16 protein-coding genes are annotated in these 17,882 nt (G+C 65.8%); 4 read left to right on the top strand and 12 right to left on the bottom strand.

The window, feature by feature from the left end; translation table 11 throughout:
• Positions 1 to 390: 390 nt before the first annotated feature.
• The 4 genes from A5892_RS08465 to A5892_RS08450 are packed head-to-tail and all read left to right on the top strand — an operon-like array spanning position 391 to position 5,551.
• On the top strand, positions 391 to 2,538 hold the full coding sequence (locus A5892_RS08465; protein WP_064122439.1) for a TonB-dependent siderophore receptor: 2,148 nt from the start codon (positions 391 to 393) through the stop codon (positions 2,536 to 2,538).
• The gene (locus A5892_RS08460; protein ID WP_064122438.1) at positions 2,535 to 3,680 is read left to right on the top strand and encodes an ABC transporter substrate-binding protein; all 1,146 of its coding nucleotides are present in this window, start codon (positions 2,535 to 2,537) and stop codon (positions 3,678 to 3,680) included. Before A5892_RS08465 ends, A5892_RS08460 begins: the two co-directional genes overlap by 4 nt.
• Entirely contained in the window at positions 3,677 to 4,768 is a 1,092-nt protein-coding gene (locus A5892_RS08455; protein ID WP_064122437.1) for a FecCD family ABC transporter permease, read from the top strand. The genes A5892_RS08460 and A5892_RS08455 overlap by 4 nt, the downstream gene beginning before the upstream one ends.
• The gene (locus A5892_RS08450) at positions 4,769 to 5,551 is read left to right on the top strand and encodes an ABC transporter ATP-binding protein (RefSeq protein WP_082890340.1); all 783 of its coding nucleotides are present in this window, start codon (positions 4,769 to 4,771) and stop codon (positions 5,549 to 5,551) included. It abuts the gene before it with no gap.
• Positions 5,552 to 5,567: 16 nt separating this feature from the next.
• Here the strand turns inward: A5892_RS08450 and A5892_RS08445 are convergent, their stop codons facing one another.
• From A5892_RS08445 to A5892_RS08390, 12 genes are all read right to left on the bottom strand, one after another.
• Positions 5,568 to 6,263, bottom strand: a complete 696-nt coding sequence (locus A5892_RS08445; RefSeq protein ID WP_190295670.1) for a polyphenol oxidase family protein — start codon at positions 6,261 to 6,263, stop codon at positions 5,568 to 5,570.
• 16 nt (positions 6,264 to 6,279) lie between these two features.
• Positions 6,280 to 7,122, bottom strand: a complete 843-nt coding sequence (locus A5892_RS08440; protein WP_064122435.1) for an EamA family transporter — start codon at positions 7,120 to 7,122, stop codon at positions 6,280 to 6,282.
• A gap of 18 nt (positions 7,123 to 7,140) precedes the next feature.
• Positions 7,141 to 8,310: an ABC transporter ATP-binding protein gene (locus A5892_RS08435; RefSeq protein WP_064122434.1), complete on the bottom strand. Its 1,170-nt coding sequence runs from the start codon at positions 8,308 to 8,310 to the stop codon at positions 7,141 to 7,143.
• Complete coding sequence (locus A5892_RS08430) at positions 8,307 to 8,960, bottom strand: ABC transporter permease (protein WP_064122433.1); 654 nt, start codon at positions 8,958 to 8,960, stop codon at positions 8,307 to 8,309. Before A5892_RS08430 ends, A5892_RS08435 begins: the two co-directional genes overlap by 4 nt.
• 7 nt (positions 8,961 to 8,967) lie before the next feature.
• Complete coding sequence (locus A5892_RS08425; RefSeq protein WP_064122432.1) at positions 8,968 to 9,885, bottom strand: glycine betaine ABC transporter substrate-binding protein; 918 nt, start codon at positions 9,883 to 9,885, stop codon at positions 8,968 to 8,970.
• Entirely contained in the window at positions 9,882 to 10,610 is a 729-nt protein-coding gene (locus A5892_RS08420) for an ABC transporter permease (RefSeq protein ID WP_064122431.1), read from the bottom strand. The genes A5892_RS08425 and A5892_RS08420 overlap by 4 nt, the downstream gene beginning before the upstream one ends.
• 240 nt (positions 10,611 to 10,850) lie before the next feature.
• The gene (locus A5892_RS08415; protein ID WP_064122430.1) at positions 10,851 to 12,218 is read right to left on the bottom strand and encodes a glutamine synthetase family protein; all 1,368 of its coding nucleotides are present in this window, start codon (positions 12,216 to 12,218) and stop codon (positions 10,851 to 10,853) included.
• A gap of 150 nt (positions 12,219 to 12,368) precedes the next feature.
• A complete protein-coding gene (locus tag A5892_RS08410) occupies positions 12,369 to 13,181 on the bottom strand; it encodes an ABC transporter permease (protein WP_064122429.1) in 813 nt (270 codons plus the stop codon).
• Complete coding sequence (locus tag A5892_RS08405; protein WP_064122428.1) at positions 13,178 to 14,089, bottom strand: ABC transporter permease; 912 nt, start codon at positions 14,087 to 14,089, stop codon at positions 13,178 to 13,180. Before A5892_RS08405 ends, A5892_RS08410 begins: the two co-directional genes overlap by 4 nt.
• A gap of 14 nt (positions 14,090 to 14,103) precedes the next feature.
• A complete protein-coding gene (locus A5892_RS08400) occupies positions 14,104 to 15,237 on the bottom strand; it encodes an ABC transporter ATP-binding protein (protein ID WP_064122427.1) in 1,134 nt (377 codons plus the stop codon).
• An 88-nt stretch (positions 15,238 to 15,325) separates the two neighbouring features.
• Positions 15,326 to 16,633, bottom strand: coding sequence for an NAD(P)/FAD-dependent oxidoreductase (locus A5892_RS08395; protein WP_064122426.1), 1,308 nt, complete (start codon positions 16,631 to 16,633; stop codon positions 15,326 to 15,328).
• A 194-nt stretch (positions 16,634 to 16,827) separates the two neighbouring features.
• Positions 16,828 to 17,736, bottom strand: a complete 909-nt coding sequence (locus A5892_RS08390) for a LysR family transcriptional regulator (protein ID WP_064122425.1) — start codon at positions 17,734 to 17,736, stop codon at positions 16,828 to 16,830.
• Positions 17,737 to 17,882: the final 146 nt, after the last annotated feature.

Here is a 17,882-nt window from a genome sequence, read left to right as displayed (position 1 = left end):
GACATGACACAGACCCAATAACGCCCTCTCGAGCTCGACAAAAAGAGCCTTTCTTGAACATTTGTTTGACTTGACTCTTCCACTGCCACCAGACGATTACTCCGCCAAACCGAGGCGATCCGCGTCGATCAACGACTCCGATCACAGCGCACGTCGATCCCGCCTGCGGCCATTCATCGACCACAGACCATGCGCAAACGCATCCATCGCGACGAAGCCGACGAGCGGGCAAGAAAACAAATGACCACTGAATGCAATTGACACAAAATATCATTCGACATTAAGGTTGCGCGCCTCGAGCAGGCTCCATACCCGAGAAATATAAATCAACGTTTCAATAACTTACGGAAAAGTTCCCAAGCCCCCGCACGCTTGTGGATAGCGCACCCTATGACCATCCCTGTTGAAAGATGCATCCTGGCGACGACAGCGCTCTTCGTTTCACTGCCTTGCCTGCTGCTCCCTGCGCTGGCCAGCGCCGAGGACCAGGAGGAAGCGCTCAAGACCATCGTCGTTCAGGCCCGCCGCATAACCGACACGTCCCTGAGCTACCAGCCGCCGAGCGAAGCCTCGGTGAGCAAGCGGGATACCCCGACGCTGGAAATCCCCCAGGTGGTCACCACGGTGACCAATCGGGCGCTCACCGATCGCCAGCCAGCGTCGTTGGACGAGGCGGTCTCGACGATCAGCGGCATGACCCAAGCCAACACCCTGGGCGGTACCCAGGATGCGGTGATCAAACGGGGCTTCGGCGGTAACCGCGATGGCTCATCGCTCAGGGACGGGCTGCGTACCATCCAGCCCTTCAACTACACCGCGAGCGTCGAGCGCATCGAGGTGATGAAGGGCCCCTCCTCGCTGCTCTATGGAATCATCGAACCCGGCGGGGTGATCAACGTCATCAGCAAGCGACCCGAGCTGACCCAGCAGGCACGCCTTTCGACCCGTGCCAATTTCTATGGCCACGGCGCCTCGGGCAGCGGCCAGCAAATCGATGTCACCGGGCCGATCGGCAACGACGGACTCGCCTATCGCTTCATCGCCGACTACGACGACAGTGACTATTGGAGGAACTTCGGCACCCAGCGCAGGACCACCATCGCACCGTCGCTGGCGTGGTATGGAGAGCGAACCGAGATCCGCCTGGCCTATGAGTACATCGACTACCACGTGCCCTTCGACCGGGGAACGCTGATCGACCCTTCGACCAACGAGCCGCTGAAACTGTCTCGCCGTACCCGCCTCGACGAACCGTTCAACAGCACCGACGGGCGCAGCGATCTGGTTACCCTGCATCTCGGTCAAGCGCTGGGCGACGACTGGCGGCTGAACGTCGACTATGCCTACAACCGCGCGCTCTATGACGATTACCAGGCACGGGTGATGAGCTACGACCCCAGTACCGGCATCGTCAATCGGCGCCTCGATGGCACCCGCGGCGCCCGCAGCAGCATCAGCTTCGCGACGTTCAATCTCGCCGGCAGCGTCCAATGGGCCGGGCTGCGCCACGATCTGCTCTTCGGCAGCGACTACGAACTGCGCAAGACATTTCGTTCCGACATGATCCGCGACAGAGAGCGCCGCTTCCTCGACGCCTTCGACCCGGAATACGGTCAGACGCCGCTGCCCTCGGAGGTCCAATCCGCCGAAAGCGACCAGACGGACTATCTGCGCAGCCGCTCGTTCTTCGCCCAGGATTCGATCCACTTCAACGAGCGCTGGATAGGCGTCGTCGGGGCACGCTATCAGTCATATTCGCAGCTGGCGGGCCGAGGCCGCCCCTTCGTCACCAACACCAATTCCAACCGCGACGCCATGGTCTACAACCTGGGGCTGATCTATCGCCTGACGCCCCGCACCTCGCTCTACGGCAGCTACACCGAATCGTTCAAACCCAACTCGGTGCTGGCCTCAGAGATCGGCGACACGCCACCGGAACGCGGCCGCTCGTGGGAGCTGGGGGCCAAGTACAACGCCACGGGCGGCCTGACGATGTCGATCGCCGCTTTCGACATCAAGAAGGAAAACGTGCTGGTGGGGGAAATCATCAATGGAGAGTACCGCACGACTACTGCGGGAGGGGCGATCTCGCGCGGCATCGAGATCGATGCGACCGGCAACCTCAGCGAGAACCTGAGCCTGCTGGCGAGCTACGCCTATGACTTCACCAAGGTGATCAACGACCCCGACTACGAGGGCAATCGGCTCGAGCAGGCACCGCGCCACACCGCCGCGCTCTATGGCGTGTACTCGTTCGGCAGCGCGCTGGGAGCACGCGAACTGAGAGCGGGCCTGGGCGCGCGCTACGTCGGCGAGCGCGCCGGCAATCCCGCCAACGATTTCACCCTGCCCAGCTATACCGTATCGGACGGCTTCATCAGCTACGACACGGCTTTCGGCCGGCACCCGGTGAATTTGCGCCTGAACGTCAAGAACATCGCCGACGAACGCTACTACACCTCCAGCGCCAGCAACCGCAACGCGGTGAGCATCGGTGAACCCCGACAGGTACTGCTGAGCGTGGGGCTGGAGCTTTGAGCCTGCGCGCGCCGGCTCGAACCGCTATCGCCGGGCTGGTGCTCGCCCTGGGACTGGCGTGGATGCTGCCGGCGGCCGGGGGGCAGCGCCATACTGACCTGGCCGGACACCAGTTCGAGCTCGACGCAAGGCCAGAGCGGATATTCCTCGCTCAGCCGCGCCTGCTCTATGCCTTGGTCGCGCTTGACGAACATATCGACCAGCGCCTGGTGGGCTGGCGTTCGAGCCTGGCGCTGTTCGATCCGTTCGCCTTCGACGCCCTGCGCGAAGTGATGCCGGGACTCGAGACGTTGCCGACGCTGGGTGAGGTGCCGACCCCGCCACTCGATGCCGAGGCGCTGGTCGGCCTTGCCCCGGACCTGGTGATCTTCAACCTCTCCGAGCACGGAGAGCTCGCGGGCGGGCGCCTGCTCGAGCTGCTCGACCGGCTGGAGATCCCTTATCTATTCGTCGATTTCCACCTGTCTCCGCTGGCCAACCAGCAGGCCAGCCTGGCGCTGCTCGGCGAAGTGCTCGGCGCGCGCGAGCGCGCCGGGGAGATCAACGCCTTCATCGACGCCCGTCTCGCCGAGGTCGACCGACGCCTGGCAGGGGTAGACCAGCGCCCCAGCGTACTGCTCAACATCGCGCCGGGGCTGCGGGCATCCTGCTGCCGCACCAACGCACGCGGCGGACTCGCCGAACTGCTCGAACGCGCCAAGGGCAGCAACATCGCCGACGCCGAGCGCCTCGGCAGCGACACTCCGCTGCTGAGCAACGAGTACGTGCTCGACCGCGATCCAGAGGTGATCATCAGCACCGCGGCGACCTGGGGCTATGGCAACGAGGCCATTCGCGCCGGGTTCGGCGTCGCAGCGGAAGATACACGCGCCGATCTCGAGCGCGAGACCCGGCAGCTGCCTGGCTGGCAGCACTTGCAGGCGATCCAGCAGCGTCGCGACTACGTGCTGTGGCACTATCTGCACCACGGCCCGTTCGCTTTCATCGCCTTGGAAGCGATCGCCGGCTGGCTGCACCCCGACGCCACCGCCGGACTCGATCCCCAGCGCGACCTCGATGAATTCTTCACCCGCTTCATGCCGATCGCGCCGCTGGGCACCTTCTTCACCGGTGCGACTACCGACATGGTGGAGCGCAGATGACCGATTCGCTGAGCACCGGCCCGAACCGCCCGGCCGCCCCCGGGGAGAAACGCTGGCAGCGCAGTGTCGATCTCCATCTTGCCAAGAACAGACGAAGCCATCGGCTGATCCTGCTGACGGCGCTGCTGATGGTCCTCGCCCTGTGCCTCGATGTCGCCACAGGACCGGGTGACTATCCGATCTCCGCCGTGATCGAGACGCTGCTGTCGCCCTCGTCGATGCCCCCGCTGCTGCAGGTGGTGGTGTGGGAAATCCGCCTGCCCATCGCGCTGATGGCCGTGCTGGTGGGGGCCGCCTTGGCGATGGCGGGCGCCCAGATGCAGACGATCCTCGCCAATCCGCTCGCCGATCCTTTCACCCTGGGTATCTCCTCGGCGGCCAGCTTCGGCGCCGCCTTAGCGATCATCATCGGCCTGCCCTCGCTGCTCGGCGCCCAGCCCGGGATCGCCGCCAGCGCCTTCGCCGCCGCGATGATCGCCGCCATGGCGGTCTGGGCACTGAGCCGCCTGCAAGGGGTGAGCACCCAGATCATGGTGCTGATCGGCGTGGCGATCATGTTCTTCTTTCATTCGGCACTGGGGCTTTTGCAGTTCATCGCTTCGAGCGAGGCGCTGCAGCAGCTGGTGTTCTGGACCCTCGGCAGCCTCTCGCGCGCCGACTGGAGCAGTGTCATCCTGCTTGCGCTGGCGATCACGATCACGGTACCGGTGTTCTTGCATTTCGGCTGGAGACTCACCGCGCTGCGGCTCGGTGAGCTACAGGCCCGGGCGATGGGTGTGGAGGTCGTGCGGCTACGCCTGGTGATCATGATTTGCTGCGCCCTGCTGACCGCCACCTCGGTCGCCTTCGTCGGCACCATCGGCTTCATCGGCCTGGTCGCTCCCCACATCGCTCGCCTGCTGGTCGGCGAGGACCAGCGGCGGCTGTTGCCGATGTCGGCCTTGACCGGTGCCGTGCTGATGTCCTGCTCATCCTCGCTGGCGAAACTCCTGGTGCCGGGAACGCTGCTGCCAATCGGACTGATCACCGCAATGGTCGGCCTGCCGTTCTTCGTCTCCCTCGTGCTGCGCAGCCGGAGGGAGATCTGAATGACACTGGTCATCGAGCGGCTCGACTGCACCAAGGCCGGGGTCGATATCCTCACCGGGATCGGCGGCCTGCATGCCGAGGCAGGCCGTATCACCGCACTGCTGGGTGCCAACGGGGCAGGCAAATCCACCCTGCTGAGGGCACTGGCCGGGGTCGACAAGGCCGAGGGAAAGGCGAGCCTGGCCGGGCTCGAGCTGTTCGATATGTCACCCAAGGCGCGCGCCCAGGCGGTCTACTACATGCCGCAGGAAAGCGCACCGCGCTCGCTGATCACGGTGTTCGAAGCGGTGTTGCTGGCACGCAGGACCGCGTTCGACGAACCGCTGCCGCGCTCCTACCAGGCGGTGGGAGAACGGCTGGAGGAGCTGTCGTTGACCTCGCTCTGCGAACGCCCGCTGGCGGCGCTTTCCGGCGGCCAGCGCCAGCGCGTCTCGCTCGCGCTGGCCGCAGTGCGCGAGCCGAGAATACTACTGCTCGACGAGCCCTCCAGCGCTCTAGACCTGCACCATCAGCTGCAGCTGTTCGAGTGGCTCGGCTCCAGCGCCGCTCGCAACGACACGGTGGTGGTGGTGGCGTTGCATGATCTCTCACTCGCCGCGCGCTATGCCGATCACCTTTGGATGTTCGAGCCCGGCCGCGGCGTGATCGAAGGCTCCCCGGCGCAGGTGCTCACCACGCAGCGGCTGCGCCGCGTCTACCATATCGAGGCGGAGATCGAGTGGCGCGAAGGTCGTCCAGCGACGGTGGTTCCGATCAGGGCGCTGCCGCCGAACGAAGTCTGACCATTCGACACCGGGCTCAGCCCGTGCGCGCCGGCCCGCCATCATCGGGGTCGATTATGATGCAGGCGTACTGGTTGGTCGGCCCCGCCTCTTTTCGGCGGCGGCGATAGCTGTGGTAGCGAAACTCCCCGCGCTCGTCGCGGCTGCAGATCGTACAGGCATCGAGGGTTTCCACATCTTCGATCCCGGCGGCGTTCAGCCGCGCTCGCGCGATCGCACCCAGGTCGAGGTGGCGATGGCGCGGAGCGATCAGATGGGGGGCGAGCCACGGCAGCCGGGCCTCGAAGCGCCGGACCAGCGGTTCATCGACCTCGTAGCAGCAGGGGCCGGCGGCGGGACCGATCAGGCAGCGCCAGCGCGCCGGATCGTCACGTTGGGCGATCATCGCCACCGTCGACTCGAGCACGCCATCGAGCAGCCCGCGCCAGCCGGCGTGCACCGCCGCCACCGCGCCGCCGTCCTCGCGGGCGAACAGAAGCGGCAGACAGTCGGCGGTGATCACGTTGACCATCACCCCAGCTCGCCAGGTACAGAATCCATCCGCCTCGCCACAGGCCTGGCCGGGTACGTCCACCTCGACCACCCGCACGCCGTGCACCTGGCGCCGGTCGAGCGATGGCTCGGCGGCGAAGGACAGCGGCAGCGGTCGGCGCGCATCGCCGAAGGCGAAGCGAATGGAGGGAATCGAGGCGAAGCGGTGATCAAGACCCAAGGGCTTTTCCCTCATCTCATCCTAGCCGAGTGACGATCACCCCGGCGACGATCACCGCCCCGGCGAGCAGGCGCCCGGGGGGCAACGGCTCCTTGAGCCACAGCGTCGCGATCAGCAAAGCGAACAGTACGCTGGTCTCGCGCAGCGCCGAGACCAGCGCCACCGGCGCCTGGGTCATCGCCCAGATCGCGATGCCGTAGGCCGCCAGAGACATCGCGCCACCGCCGAGCCCCGCTGCCCAGTAGGGCTTGAACGCGCCGAACATGCCGGGTCCGCGCAGCGCCAGGGTGACCAGCAGCATACCCAGACCATCGAGCAGGAACAGCCAGCAGACGTAGACCAGCGCGTCGCCGGCGGCTCGCGCGCCATAGCCGTCGGCGAGCGTATAGGCGGCGATGAACACCGAAGTGGTCAGCGCCCAGGCCAGCGTCTCGCCGCGTAGCCTAAGCCCCCCGCCGCCGCGCAGCGCCATCAGCCAGATGCCGGCGACCAAAAGCGCGATGCCCGCAAGGGTCGGTGCGTCGAGCTCGGCGTCGAACAGCGACATCGATACCAGCGCCACCAGCAGCGGCGAGGTACCACGGGCGATAGGATAGACTTGGCCAAGATCGCCATAGCGATAAGCGCGCACCAGGGCGAGATTGTAGCCGACGTGCAGCACGGCGGAGAACTCAAGCCAAGGCCATGCCACCTTGGGCGGCAGACCGGCAAAAGGCAGCAGCGCCAGCGCGGCCAGCATCGAGGCGACCTGGATCAGGGTGATCGCCAACAGGCGATCGAGCCCGACCTTGACCAACGCATTCCAACCAGCGTGCAGCGCCGCCGCCAGCAGCACGGCGAGCAGTACGGGCGTCGTCATGCGACGCGCTCGGGCATCTCAGCCGACCTCCGCCGGGGAGTGGATACTGGTCGCCGGCGCCTGACCGCGAGAGCGCCCCGAGCTCAGGTAGCCGGCGATCGACTCCTGGGTCACCTCACCGAGGAAGCCACCCTCCTCGTCGAGCACTGGCAGCCAGGAGGTGTTGTACTCGTACATCCGCGAGAGCAGCACGCGCAGGTTCTCATCCCGGCTGGCGGTGACCGCGAAATCGGCGCGGAACCGCTCGATCGGCGTCTCGGGATCGACCCGGCGCAGATCGCGACGGCGAACGAAGCCGAGTGCGTGATTCGACTCGTCGCTGATCACCAGATAGCGCCGATCGTCCTCCTCCATCTGCTCGAGCGCCGCGGCCACCGTGGTCGAGGGTCGCATCGCCGGAGAATCGTCGGCGGCGTCGCCCGCGTGGACCAGCAAGAGGCGCTTGAGCGTGTGGTCGGCGCCGACGAAGGCGCGGATGAAGTCATCCTTCGGGTGGGCGAGGATGGTATCCGGGTGGTCGAACTGGATCAGCTTGCCGTCACGGAACATCGCCACCTTGTCGCCGAGCTTGATCGCCTCGTCGATGTCGTGGCTCACCATGATCACCGTCTTGTTGAGGGTGCGCTGCATGGTGAAGAACTCGTCCTGGATGGTGCCACGGTTGACCGGGTCGACCGCGCCGAACGGTTCGTCCATCAGCAGCAGGGGCGGATCGGCGGCGAGCGCGCGGATCACGCCGATGCGCTGCTGCTGGCCACCGGAGAGCTCGCGCGGGTAGCGCGACAGGTACTGCTTGGGCTCCAACGCCACCATCGCCATCAGCTCACGGACGCGCTCGCGCATCCGTGCGGCGTCCCAGCCGAGCAGCCGGGGTACCACGACGATGTTCTCCTCGATGGTCATGTTGGGAAACAGGCCGATCTGCTGGATCACGTAGCCGAGCGAGCGGCGCAGCTCGACCTTGTCCATCTGCGAGGTATCGTCGCCGTTGATCAGCACCCGGCCCGAGCTCGGTTCGATCAGCCGGTTGATCATCTTCAAGGTGGTGGTCTTGCCACAGCCGGAGGGGCCGAGGAACACGCAGATCTCGCCCTCCTCAACGGTGAGACTGACGCTGTCGACCGCGGTGGTCTGCTTGGTGCCGTGCTTCTGCCCGAACACCTTGCTCAGTTTGTCGAGTTCGATCATTGCTCGATCCCTTTGGAGGTCAACAGACGCTGCAGGAGATTCAGGAGGGTATCGACCACGATCGCCAGGAGGCTGACGATGATCGCGCCGATCACCAGGAGCGGCACATTGCTCTGGCCGATACCGTTGAGGATCAAAAGACCGAGGCCGCCGGCGCCGATCACCGCGGCGATGGTCATCACCCCGATGTTCATCACCACGGCGGTACGCACGCCGCCGAGAATCACCGGCACCGCCAGCGGCAGGTCGACCATCCACAGCCGCTGCCAGAAAGTCATCCCGATGCCACGCCCGGCTTCGCGGATCCCTGGGTCGACGCCGTCGAGGGCGATGTAGGTGTTACGCAGGATCGGCAGCAGCGAATAGAGGAACACCGCGGTGATCGCGGGTGCCGCGCCGAGCCCCATGCCGAAGGTGGAGTAGATCGGCAGCATGATCCCGAACAGCGCGATCGAAGGAATCGTGATCACGATCGTGGCCACGGTGAGCAGCGGCGTGGCGAGCCAGCGCAGGCGTACCATCAGCACCCCGAGCGGTACGCCGATCAGGATCGCGAGCCCGACGGCGGTACCGACCAGATAGACGTGCTGCCAGGTCAGCAGCATCACCTGCTGCCAGTCCATATTGGCGAGAGTGGTGGTGAAATCCATGGCGGCCTCAAATCAATCCGTGGCTGGAGAGGAAATCCCGCGCCACGCTGGTGGTCGATTGCTGCTCGATGTCGACCCGGGCGTTGAGCCCACGCATGGTCTCCTCGTCCAGCAGCGCGGACAGCCGGTCCATCTGTTCACGCAGTTCAGGGTGCGCCTCCAGATAGTCGCTGCGCACTATCGGCGCTGCGTTGTAGGCCGGAAAGTAGTTCTTGTCATCCTCCAGCACACGCAGGTCGAAGGCGTCGATGCGTCCATCGGTGGTGTAGACGATACCGCCATAGGCCTGCTGGTTGCGCAGCGCCAGATAGACGAGGCCAGGGTCCATGGAGCGCAGCTCGCTGCGCGAGAAACGATAGCCATAGCGCTCGGCCATGCCCGGCAGGCCATCGGGGCGGCCGGCGAAATCGTAGTCCATCGCGAACAGGTGGAACTGATCGGGATGCGCTGCCATCCACTCGGCCATCTGGCTCATGGTGCGGATGTCGCCGTCGCGCTGGGCGATCTCTTCCGGCATCGCGATCGCATAGGTGTTGTTGAACGAGGTCGGCGCCAGCCAGGTCAGTCCCTTCTCACCATCGAGCTCGCTGACGCGCTGGTAGGAGGCTTCGGCGTCGAGCACCTCCTCGACGTGGTTGTAGACGATCAGCGAGGTACCGGTGTACTCCCAGACCAGGTCGATCTCGTTGTTGAGCTGAGCAGGACGCGTCAGCGCAGTGGAAAGCCCCCAGGTGACATCGACGCTGTAGCCGAGATGCTGGAGGTAGACCTGGGTCAAGGTCGCCAGCAGGCGCTGCTCGGTGAACGCCTTGGCGGCGACGCGGATGTTCGGCTGCTGCGCCTGGGCCAAGGGTGCGGCGCAGAGCGCGAGTGCGGCCAGCGGCACCACCGCCAGTCGCGTCCAGCGAAGCGTAGGTAGACTCATGCGACGGCCCTCTCGCTAGGCGCCTGGTGGCGGGACAGCCGCAAGGTCAGCCAGGCGGCGAGGCCATCGAGCACCAGCGCGAGCAGGGCCGTCGCCACCGCGCCGAGCAGCATCTGCGACGGATCGTTCAAGTAGATGCCAGGGAAGATCAGGTTGCCGAGACTATTGGCTCCGATCAGAAACGAAAGCGGCGCGCTGCCGACGTTGATCACCAAAGCGATGCGTACGCCGCCCATGATCACAGGCCAGGCATTGGGCAGTTCGACCTGCCAAAGCGACTGCAACGGGCGCATGCCGAGCCCGCGCGCCGCTTCCTTGAGCGCCCCATCGACGCCCGCGAGCCCTTGGTAGGTATTGCGCACGATCGGCAGCAGCGCTGCGAGCCAGAGGGCGAACACCGCCGACGTGCCACCGATGCCGAAGAACGCCAAAGCGATCGCCAGTACCGCCATCGGCGGCACCGTGTTGGCGATGTTGAAAATCTGCATGAAGCGCTCAGCGCTCTTGGTCACCGATGGCCGGCTGAGCACGATGCCGGCGCCGAGACCAGTGATCAGCGCACCGACCATCGAGAAGGCCACCAGCAGCAGATGCTGGCCGGTGTAGTAGAGCAAGTCGGCGCGGAAACGGGCGATGGTCGACGGACCGATCCAAAGGATCAGCAGCGCCACCACCACTATGCCTAAGAGGCCGCCGAGCAGGCGCCGCAGGGTGGATGGGGTCATCTAATGCGCTCCTTCGCGATGATTTTGTTACTGTCGAACTCGCGCTCGAGGAGCGTACGAGATCGCGGACGCACATTGGATTTTACACACAGCCAGCCGACATAAATCAAATTTATCCAAACAAATCAAAAGTCACCGAATTGATTATTGACCGTTAAGAAAAGAGTCGCACCTGATGGTGCACGCCGCCAACAGCGCGATCGGCGCCTCATTTTCAACACCAAGCGCAAGCCAAGCGGCTCAGACCCGCAGCAGCAGATGCTCGCGCTCCCATGAGCTGATCACGCGGAAATAGGCGGCGTGCTCGGCGCGCTTGACCGCCAGGTAGCTGCGCACGAAGCGCTCGCCGAGCACGTCGATCAGCGGTTTGCACTCACCGAGCATGGCGAGCGAAGGCACCACGTCGTTGGGCAGGGTGAGATCGCCGCCGCTCACCGAACCGACCAGCGGCGGACGAGGGTCGAGGCGTTCCAGCAGGCCCAGGTAGCCGCAGGCCAGGGTCGCCGCCATCGCCAGATAGGGGTTGGCATCGGCGCCGGGCAGACGGTTCTCGATGCGCATGTTGGCGGTATCGCCGATCGGCACCCGCAGGCCGACGGTGCGATTGTCGTAGCTCCACTCGGCGTTGGTCGGCGCGCTGCCGCCGCTGTCGCTCGGCATCAGCCGGCGGTAGGAGTTGATGTTGGGGGCGAAGAACGGCATCGCCGCGGGAATGTAGCGCTGCAGCCCGCCAATGAAGTTGAGGAACATCCGGCTCGGCTGGCCGTCCTCGTCGGCGAACAGATTGTCGCCCTGCCCCGCCGCGCGAAGGCTCTGGTGGATGTGCATCGCACTACCCGGCTCATTGGCCATCGGCTTGGCCATGAAGGTCGCATACATCCCGTGACGCAGCGCGGTCTCACGCAGGGTGCGCTTGAAGATCAGCACCTGGTCGGCGAGATGCAGCGGATCACCGTGCTGGAAGTTGACCTCCATCTGCCCCGCCCCTTCCTCGTGGATCAGGGTGTCGAGATCGAGCCCCTGCTTCTCGCAGAAGTCGTACATCTCCTCGAACAGCGGATCGAACTCGTTCACCGCGTCGATGCTGTAGGACTGGCGCCCGGTCTCCTGTCGCCCCGAGCGACCGATCGGCGGTTCGAGCGGGTAGTCGGCGTCGGTGTTGGTCTTGACCAGGTAGAACTCCATCTCCGGCGCCACCACTGGCTCCCAGCCGCGGGCGGCATAGAGATCGAGCACCCGGCGCAGCACGTAGCGCGGTGAGATCTCCACCGGCTCGCCGCTCATGTAGAGGCAGTCATGGATGATCTGGGCGGTCGGCTCCTCGGCCCACGGCACCAGAAACAGCGCGCCGGGATCGGCGATCAGCTGCATGTCTAGCTCGGCGAAGTTCCAAAAGCGCAGGTCCTCGTCATCCGGATAGCCGCCGGTGACGGTCTGGATGAACACCGAGTCGGGCAGCCTCGGCCGGCCACCGCGCAGGTATTTGCCGGCCGGCATGATCTTGCCCTTCAGTACGCCGGTCATGTCGCTGACCAGGCACTCCACCTCGGTGATCCCGTGCTCCTTGAACCAGGCCTCGATGTCCATATTTCCGCTCGCTGTTTCCATGATCGAATCCACGTCGCTCAGTCTAGGGCCGAATCGGCGTGGCCGGCCCCTCAAGAAGGTATTCGTCGCAGCCGGGCAGGCCCAAGCCCCCCTCTCACCGCACCCCTCTCACAGCACCCCTCTCACAGCACCCCGCTCACCGCACCCCTCTCACAGCACCCCCTCGCGACGGCGCGAGCGCAGGGTGAAGGCAAGGCTCACCAGCGCTGCGATCATCACCGCGAAGATCATCAGCGCACCGATCGCGTTGATCTCCGGTGAGATACCCCGGCGGATCGCTCCCCAGATGTAGATCGGCAGCGTCGCGCTCTCAGGCCCCGAAGTGAAGAAGCTGATCACGAAGTCGTCGAACGACAATGTGAAGGCCAGAAAGAAACCCGCCACCAGCGCCGGCTTGATCGCCGGAATGATGAAGTACACCGCCCGCTTCCACGGGCTCGCGTAGAGATCCTTCGCCGCGTCGAACAGCGAAGCGTCGAGCCCGACGAAGCGCGAGTACACCACCAGCGCCACGAACGGCAGCTGGAAGGTCACGTGGGCGATGATCATCGTCGTCATCCCCGGCCTGAGCCACCCGGTCAGCGCGTTGAAGCGCACGAAGAACGCCATCTCCGAGATCCCGAACACCACGTCCGGCATCACGATCGGCAGGTAGATCAGCGCAATCAGCCAGCCCAGCCGGCGGCCGCGATGACGGTAGAGCCCGTAGCCCATCAGCGCGCCGAGCACCAGCGCGATCAGCGACGACACCAGCGCCAGTACCATCGAGTTGTAGAACGCATCGATGATCTGCTGGTTGCCGAGCAGCCGCTGGTACCAGCGCAGCGAGAAGCCGGCGAAGTTGGCCGCGCTGTTGATCTCGTTGAACGAGAACAGCACCACCACCGCCAGCGGCAGGTAGAGAAACGCGATGGTCAGCCACCAGAAGAGCGCGAACCCTGGATGCACCCGACGCCGCCTCATATCACCACCTCCTCGCCACCGCCCAGCCGCCGGCCAAGACGGCGCAGCAGCCAGATCCCGGCGAGCGTCGCCGCCAGCATCAGGATCGCCCCGGCGGCACCCAGCGGCCAGTTCGAGCCCTCGGCGAACTGGGTCGCCACCAGGTTGCCGATCATCATCGCCCGGCCTCCGCCGAGCAGCTCCGGCACCACGTACATGCCGAACGCCGGGATCATCACCAGCACCAGCCCCGCGAGCAGCCCGGCCAGCGTCTGCGGCAGGATCGCGGCGAAGAACGCCCGCGTCGGCGAGGCGTAGAGATCGCGCGCCGCCTCGAGCTGGGAGACGTCGAGCTTCTCGAACGCGCTGTAGAGCGGCAGCACCATGAACGGCAGGAAGTTGTAGACCAGCCCCAGCATCACCGCGAACGACGAGGGGTAGAGCCCGAGCTGCGGCGAGGCCAGCCCCAGCCAGCCCGCCAGCTCGGCCAGCGGCGTACCGGGGGCGAGCAGGTTCATCCAGCCGAACGCCCGCACCACCTGGTTGGTCCACGACGGCACCACCACCGCCAGCAGCATGATCACCCGCAGGCTCGGCCGGCAGGTCGAGATGTAGTAGGCGATCGGATAGGCGACCAGCACGGTGAGCCCGGTCGAGATCAGGGTGTAGTAGAGCGAGCGCATCAGGGTGTAGAAGTTGCCCGGGCTCCAGCCGAGAAAACCGTAGCCGGCGAGCTGGCGGAACGCCTCGAAGCCGAGCGGCAGCTCCGGCTGGCCGTAGGTGCCGTTGGTCATGAACGCCATCGACACCAGGTAGAGGCTCGGCAGCACCAGGAACACACTGATCCACAGCACCGATGGCGCGGTGGTCCACAGCAGGTGGACGGCGTCCGCCCGGCGCGACGGCGAGCGGATGGCGGCTTGCGACATGGGACTCTCCTCGCTCACTCGTCGATCAGCACGACGTCTTCGGGATAGATCTCGATCTGCACCGCGTCGCCGACCTTGAACAATCGCTCCCCCGAGTTGGCCGCCTCGGCGAGGATGTCGCTGCCGCCGCAGGAGAGCCGATACTCGACCGTGGCGCCGCGGTAGAAGCGCTCCTCCACCTTGCCCGGCAGCCGGTTGAGCGCCAGGCCCGGGTCGACCCCGGGGCTGCCCGGCGCGGAGAGCTCCAGCGTCTCGGGGCGAATCAGCGCCAGCTGGCCATCGCCGCTCGACTCGGTGGTGAGCTCGCCGAGCGAGGTGGTGATCCGCTGGCCGTCGCGGCCGCGCACCTTGAACAGGTTGTCGTGGCCGATGAAGCGGGCGACGAAGCGGTTGACCGGGCGCTCGTAGACCTGCGGCGGGGTGCCGACCTGCTGGATCTTGCCGCCGTCGAGCAGCGCGATGCGGTCGGACATCACCATCGCCTCCTCCTGGTCGTGGGTGACGAAGACGAAGGTCATGCCGAGGCGCTGCTGCAGCCGCTTGAGCTCGACCTGGAGATCGCCGCGCAGCCCGGCGTCGAGCGCCGAGAGCGGCTCGTCGAGCAGCAGCACGTCGGGCTCGTTGACCAACGCGCGGGCCAGCGCAATGCGCTGGCGCTGGCCGCCGGAGAGCTGGTGGATACGCCGCTCGAGCAGCGCATCGAGCTTCATCAGCGTGGCGATCTCATCGACCCGGCGGTCGCGCTCGGCGGCCTTGATCCCGCGCATCCTGAGCCCGAAGGCGATGTTGTCGCGCACCGAGAGATGCGGGAACAGCGCATAGGACTGGAACACGGTGTTGACGCTGCGCCTGTGCGGCGGGGTATCGGTGACCTCGCGCCCGCCGATCTCGACGGTGCCGTCGTCGGCGACGTCGAGCCCGGCGAGGATCCTGAGCAGCGTGGTCTTGCCGCAGCCCGAGGGGCCGAGCAGAGTGAAGAACTCACCGGCCTCGATCTTGAGATCGACGCCGTCGAGGGCGATGGCGTCGTTGCCGAAGCGCTTCGACAGCCCCTTGAGGGTAATCGACGAGGCCTCGCGGGTCGCCGCCCGGGCCTGCGCTTGCCGTTCGAGCCCCGCGGAGGAAGAAGACGCGGTATTGGCTGTCATGTCAGCACCTCCAGATGTTCACGCAAGGTTGACCGCCATGCGGGCCAGCGGCTCGGGTATGTCTCGACGCCTCAGCGGGTCGGTCGCCCTAGAGAAGATCGCGCAGTTTATAGAAAGTCGTCGCCAATGCCAGCAGCGGAGTGCGCAGACGCCGCCCGCCGGGAAAATCGCGGTGCTTGAGCCGTGCGAACAGGTCGAAGCGCTCGGCCTGCCCGGCGATCGCCTCGCCGATCAGCTGCCCGGCCAAACCGGCCAGCGCCATGCCGTGGCCGGAGTAGCCTTGGGCGAAATAGAGCTTGTCACCATGGCGACCGAAGTGCGGCGCCCGATCGAGCGTGATCGCGACCTTCCCGCCCCAGCGATAGTCGATATCGAGCCCGGCGAGCGCGGGGAACAGCCGTTTTATCCGTCGCTTGATCCGCAGATCGAGTGCGAACGGCTGCCGCCCGGTGTAGCTCACCTGGCCGCCGAACAGCAGCCTGCGGTCGGCGGAAAGCCGATAGTAATCGAGCACGAAACGCGCATCGGAAACCGCCGCGTCGCTTGGCAGCGAGGCGGCGACCTGGGCCTCGCTGAGCGGCGCGGTGGCGACGATGTAGTTGTCGACCGGCATCAGCTTGGCATCGAGCTCAGGCACCAGTCCGCTGAAATAGGCGTTGGTGGCCTGGACCACGAACTCGGCTTCGACGATTCCGCGCCGTCCGGATACCCGCAGCCGCCCGCCTTCGCCTGCGTCGATCTCGGCAACCCGGTTGCCAGTGTGCAGCGAGGCGCCTGCGCGCTGCGCAGCGCGGGCGAGGCCGAGGGTGTAGTCGAGCGGATGGAGGTGGCCTGCGTCGTGATCGAATACCCCACCGAGATACGCATCGGTCACCACATGGGCGCGAAGCTGGTCGCGATCGAGCCAGTCGAGACCGTGATAGTCGTAGCGGCTCGCCATGCGTTCGATCCAATCGCGCTGGTGACGAACATGGCGCGGCTTGTTGGCGGCGTGGACGTAACCCTTGCGGTAGTCGCAGGGAATCGAATGGCGCTCGATCAGCCGCTCGGTCAGCGTCACCGCTTCGCGACTCATTTCCCAGATGCGTCGCGCGGCGTCCGGACCGAGCTCGCCCTCGACCTGCTCGATGCCGGTGCCGAGCCCGGTGAGGATCTGGCCACCGCTGCGCCCGGAAGCACCATGGCCGATCTCTTGCGCTTCGAGCAGGACCACGTCGAAGCCGCGCTCGGCGAGGTGCAGCGCCGTCGAGCAGCCAGTGATGCCGCCGCCGATCACGCACACGTCAGCACGACGAAAGCCCTCCAGCACCGGCGTCGGTGCCAGGGTCACCCTGCGGGTGTCACTGTAATAGGAGGAGACTTCGTCGTACGCCGATCGGGAAGGCCGCGAACGCATCTAAACTCCATCGGTGCCGGCCTGGGCCGGCACGTGGCTACGGTTCGTCCGAAAAATACCTGCGCTCAGGCCCGCCGGGCCGACAGGGCCCGGTCTTCCTTCGCTCATCGACTTTTCAGTTGAAACCTAGGTTCGATTGTCACTGGATTGTGTCGCCTGGCGGAGCAAAAAGCCATCGCCCCGCGGCCAGCCCATCAACTTGCCCTGAGGCCGCTGAGGAAGCGTTCGAGCACCCTTCCCGGCTCCCGCCCCTTGCGGGTGGCGGCGACGAAGGAGGTATCGAAACCGGGGCTCAGATGCGCAAGCGATCGCAGCAGGCCTCGTGCCACCCAGGGTTCGGCCATGTGATCGGGCAGAAAACCGATGTAGCAGCCGGTGAGGATCAAAAATGCCACCCCTTCGCGATCGGAAGCGCTGGCGGTAGCGTTGAGCCCGGCATAGCGAGCGCGCACCTCGCCGCTCACCGCATAGCTCGGCGCCACCGCGTCGTAGGCCAGAAGGTCGCATTCCTGGTCGTCATCAGCGCCGAACAGCGGATGGGTCGAAGCACAGTAGAGGTTGGAACGCTCCTCGTAGAGGCTCAGGTAGTCGAGCCCGCCGATCGGCGCGATCCACGGCAGCACGCCGACATCGAGGCGCCCGTCGAGCACGCCGAGCTCCACCTCGTTGGGTGGAATCATCGAGATGTTGATCCGCACCTCGGGACCGCTGCGCTTGAGTCGCGCCAGTGCCTCGGTGACCCGCATCTGCGGCATGCTGAGCAGATTGTCGGTGATGCCGATGTCGAGCTCGCCGCGCAGCTGTGCATGCAGGTCGTTGACCCCATCGCGAAAGGTGCCAAGCGCTGCGAAAAGCTCGAGTGCGGCACGATGCACCTCGCGCCCCTCTTCGGTGAGGGCGAAGCCGGAGCGCCCTCGGCGGCACAGGGTCAGCCCGATCCGCGCCTCGAGATCGCTCATATGCACGCTGATCGCCGAGCGTCCGATGCCGAGCGGTACCTCCGCGGCAGTGAAGCCGCCGCACTCCACTACGGTGGCGAAGACCCGCAGCAGGCGGATGTCGAAGTCGCTGATCCTGCCCAGCACATTCTTGCGTTCACTCATACACGCTCGTCGCGAGGCACCCCCCGCCCTCCCCCGATCATCGATAGTTGACCGCCGGCTCACGCAAGGGTTGGCATTTAGCTATTGTCTCTCGCGGCCCCCGGAGCGAGGCTAACTGGCGTACGCGGCTTCGCCGCGTTTTGACT

The organism is Halotalea alkalilenta (assembly GCF_001648175.1).
GTDB lineage: Bacteria > Pseudomonadota > Gammaproteobacteria > Pseudomonadales > Halomonadaceae > Halotalea > Halotalea alkalilenta_A.
The sequence above is the reverse complement of the archived record's forward strand: the minus strand, read 5'-3'. Positions and strand labels throughout refer to the sequence as shown.

Coding starts and splice junctions, on each gene's coding strand:
- A5892_RS08435 (WP_064122434.1), bottom strand. CDS start 8,310: ATGATCGAACTCGACAAACTGAGCAAGGTGTTCGGGCAGAAGCACGGC.
- A5892_RS08400 (WP_064122427.1), bottom strand. CDS start 15,237: ATGACAGCCAATACCGCGTCTTCTTCCTCCGCGGGGCTCGAACGGCAA.
- A5892_RS08455 (WP_064122437.1), top strand. CDS start 3,677: ATGACCGATTCGCTGAGCACCGGCCCGAACCGCCCGGCCGCCCCCGGG.
- A5892_RS08395 (WP_064122426.1), bottom strand. CDS start 16,633: ATGCGTTCGCGGCCTTCCCGATCGGCGTACGACGAAGTCTCCTCCTAT.
- A5892_RS08420 (WP_064122431.1), bottom strand. CDS start 10,610: ATGACCCCATCCACCCTGCGGCGCCTGCTCGGCGGCCTCTTAGGCATA.
- A5892_RS08415 (WP_064122430.1), bottom strand. CDS start 12,218: ATGGAAACAGCGAGCGGAAATATGGACATCGAGGCCTGGTTCAAGGAG.
- A5892_RS08430 (WP_064122433.1), bottom strand. CDS start 8,960: ATGGATTTCACCACCACTCTCGCCAATATGGACTGGCAGCAGGTGATG.
- A5892_RS08425 (WP_064122432.1), bottom strand. CDS start 9,885: ATGAGTCTACCTACGCTTCGCTGGACGCGACTGGCGGTGGTGCCGCTG.
- A5892_RS08405 (WP_064122428.1), bottom strand. CDS start 14,089: ATGTCGCAAGCCGCCATCCGCTCGCCGTCGCGCCGGGCGGACGCCGTC.
- A5892_RS08450 (WP_082890340.1), top strand. CDS start 4,769: ATGACACTGGTCATCGAGCGGCTCGACTGCACCAAGGCCGGGGTCGAT.
- A5892_RS08465 (WP_064122439.1), top strand. CDS start 391: ATGACCATCCCTGTTGAAAGATGCATCCTGGCGACGACAGCGCTCTTC.
- A5892_RS08390 (WP_064122425.1), bottom strand. CDS start 17,736: ATGAGTGAACGCAAGAATGTGCTGGGCAGGATCAGCGACTTCGACATC.
- A5892_RS08410 (WP_064122429.1), bottom strand. CDS start 13,181: ATGAGGCGGCGTCGGGTGCATCCAGGGTTCGCGCTCTTCTGGTGGCTG.
- A5892_RS08440 (WP_064122435.1), bottom strand. CDS start 7,122: ATGACGACGCCCGTACTGCTCGCCGTGCTGCTGGCGGCGGCGCTGCAC.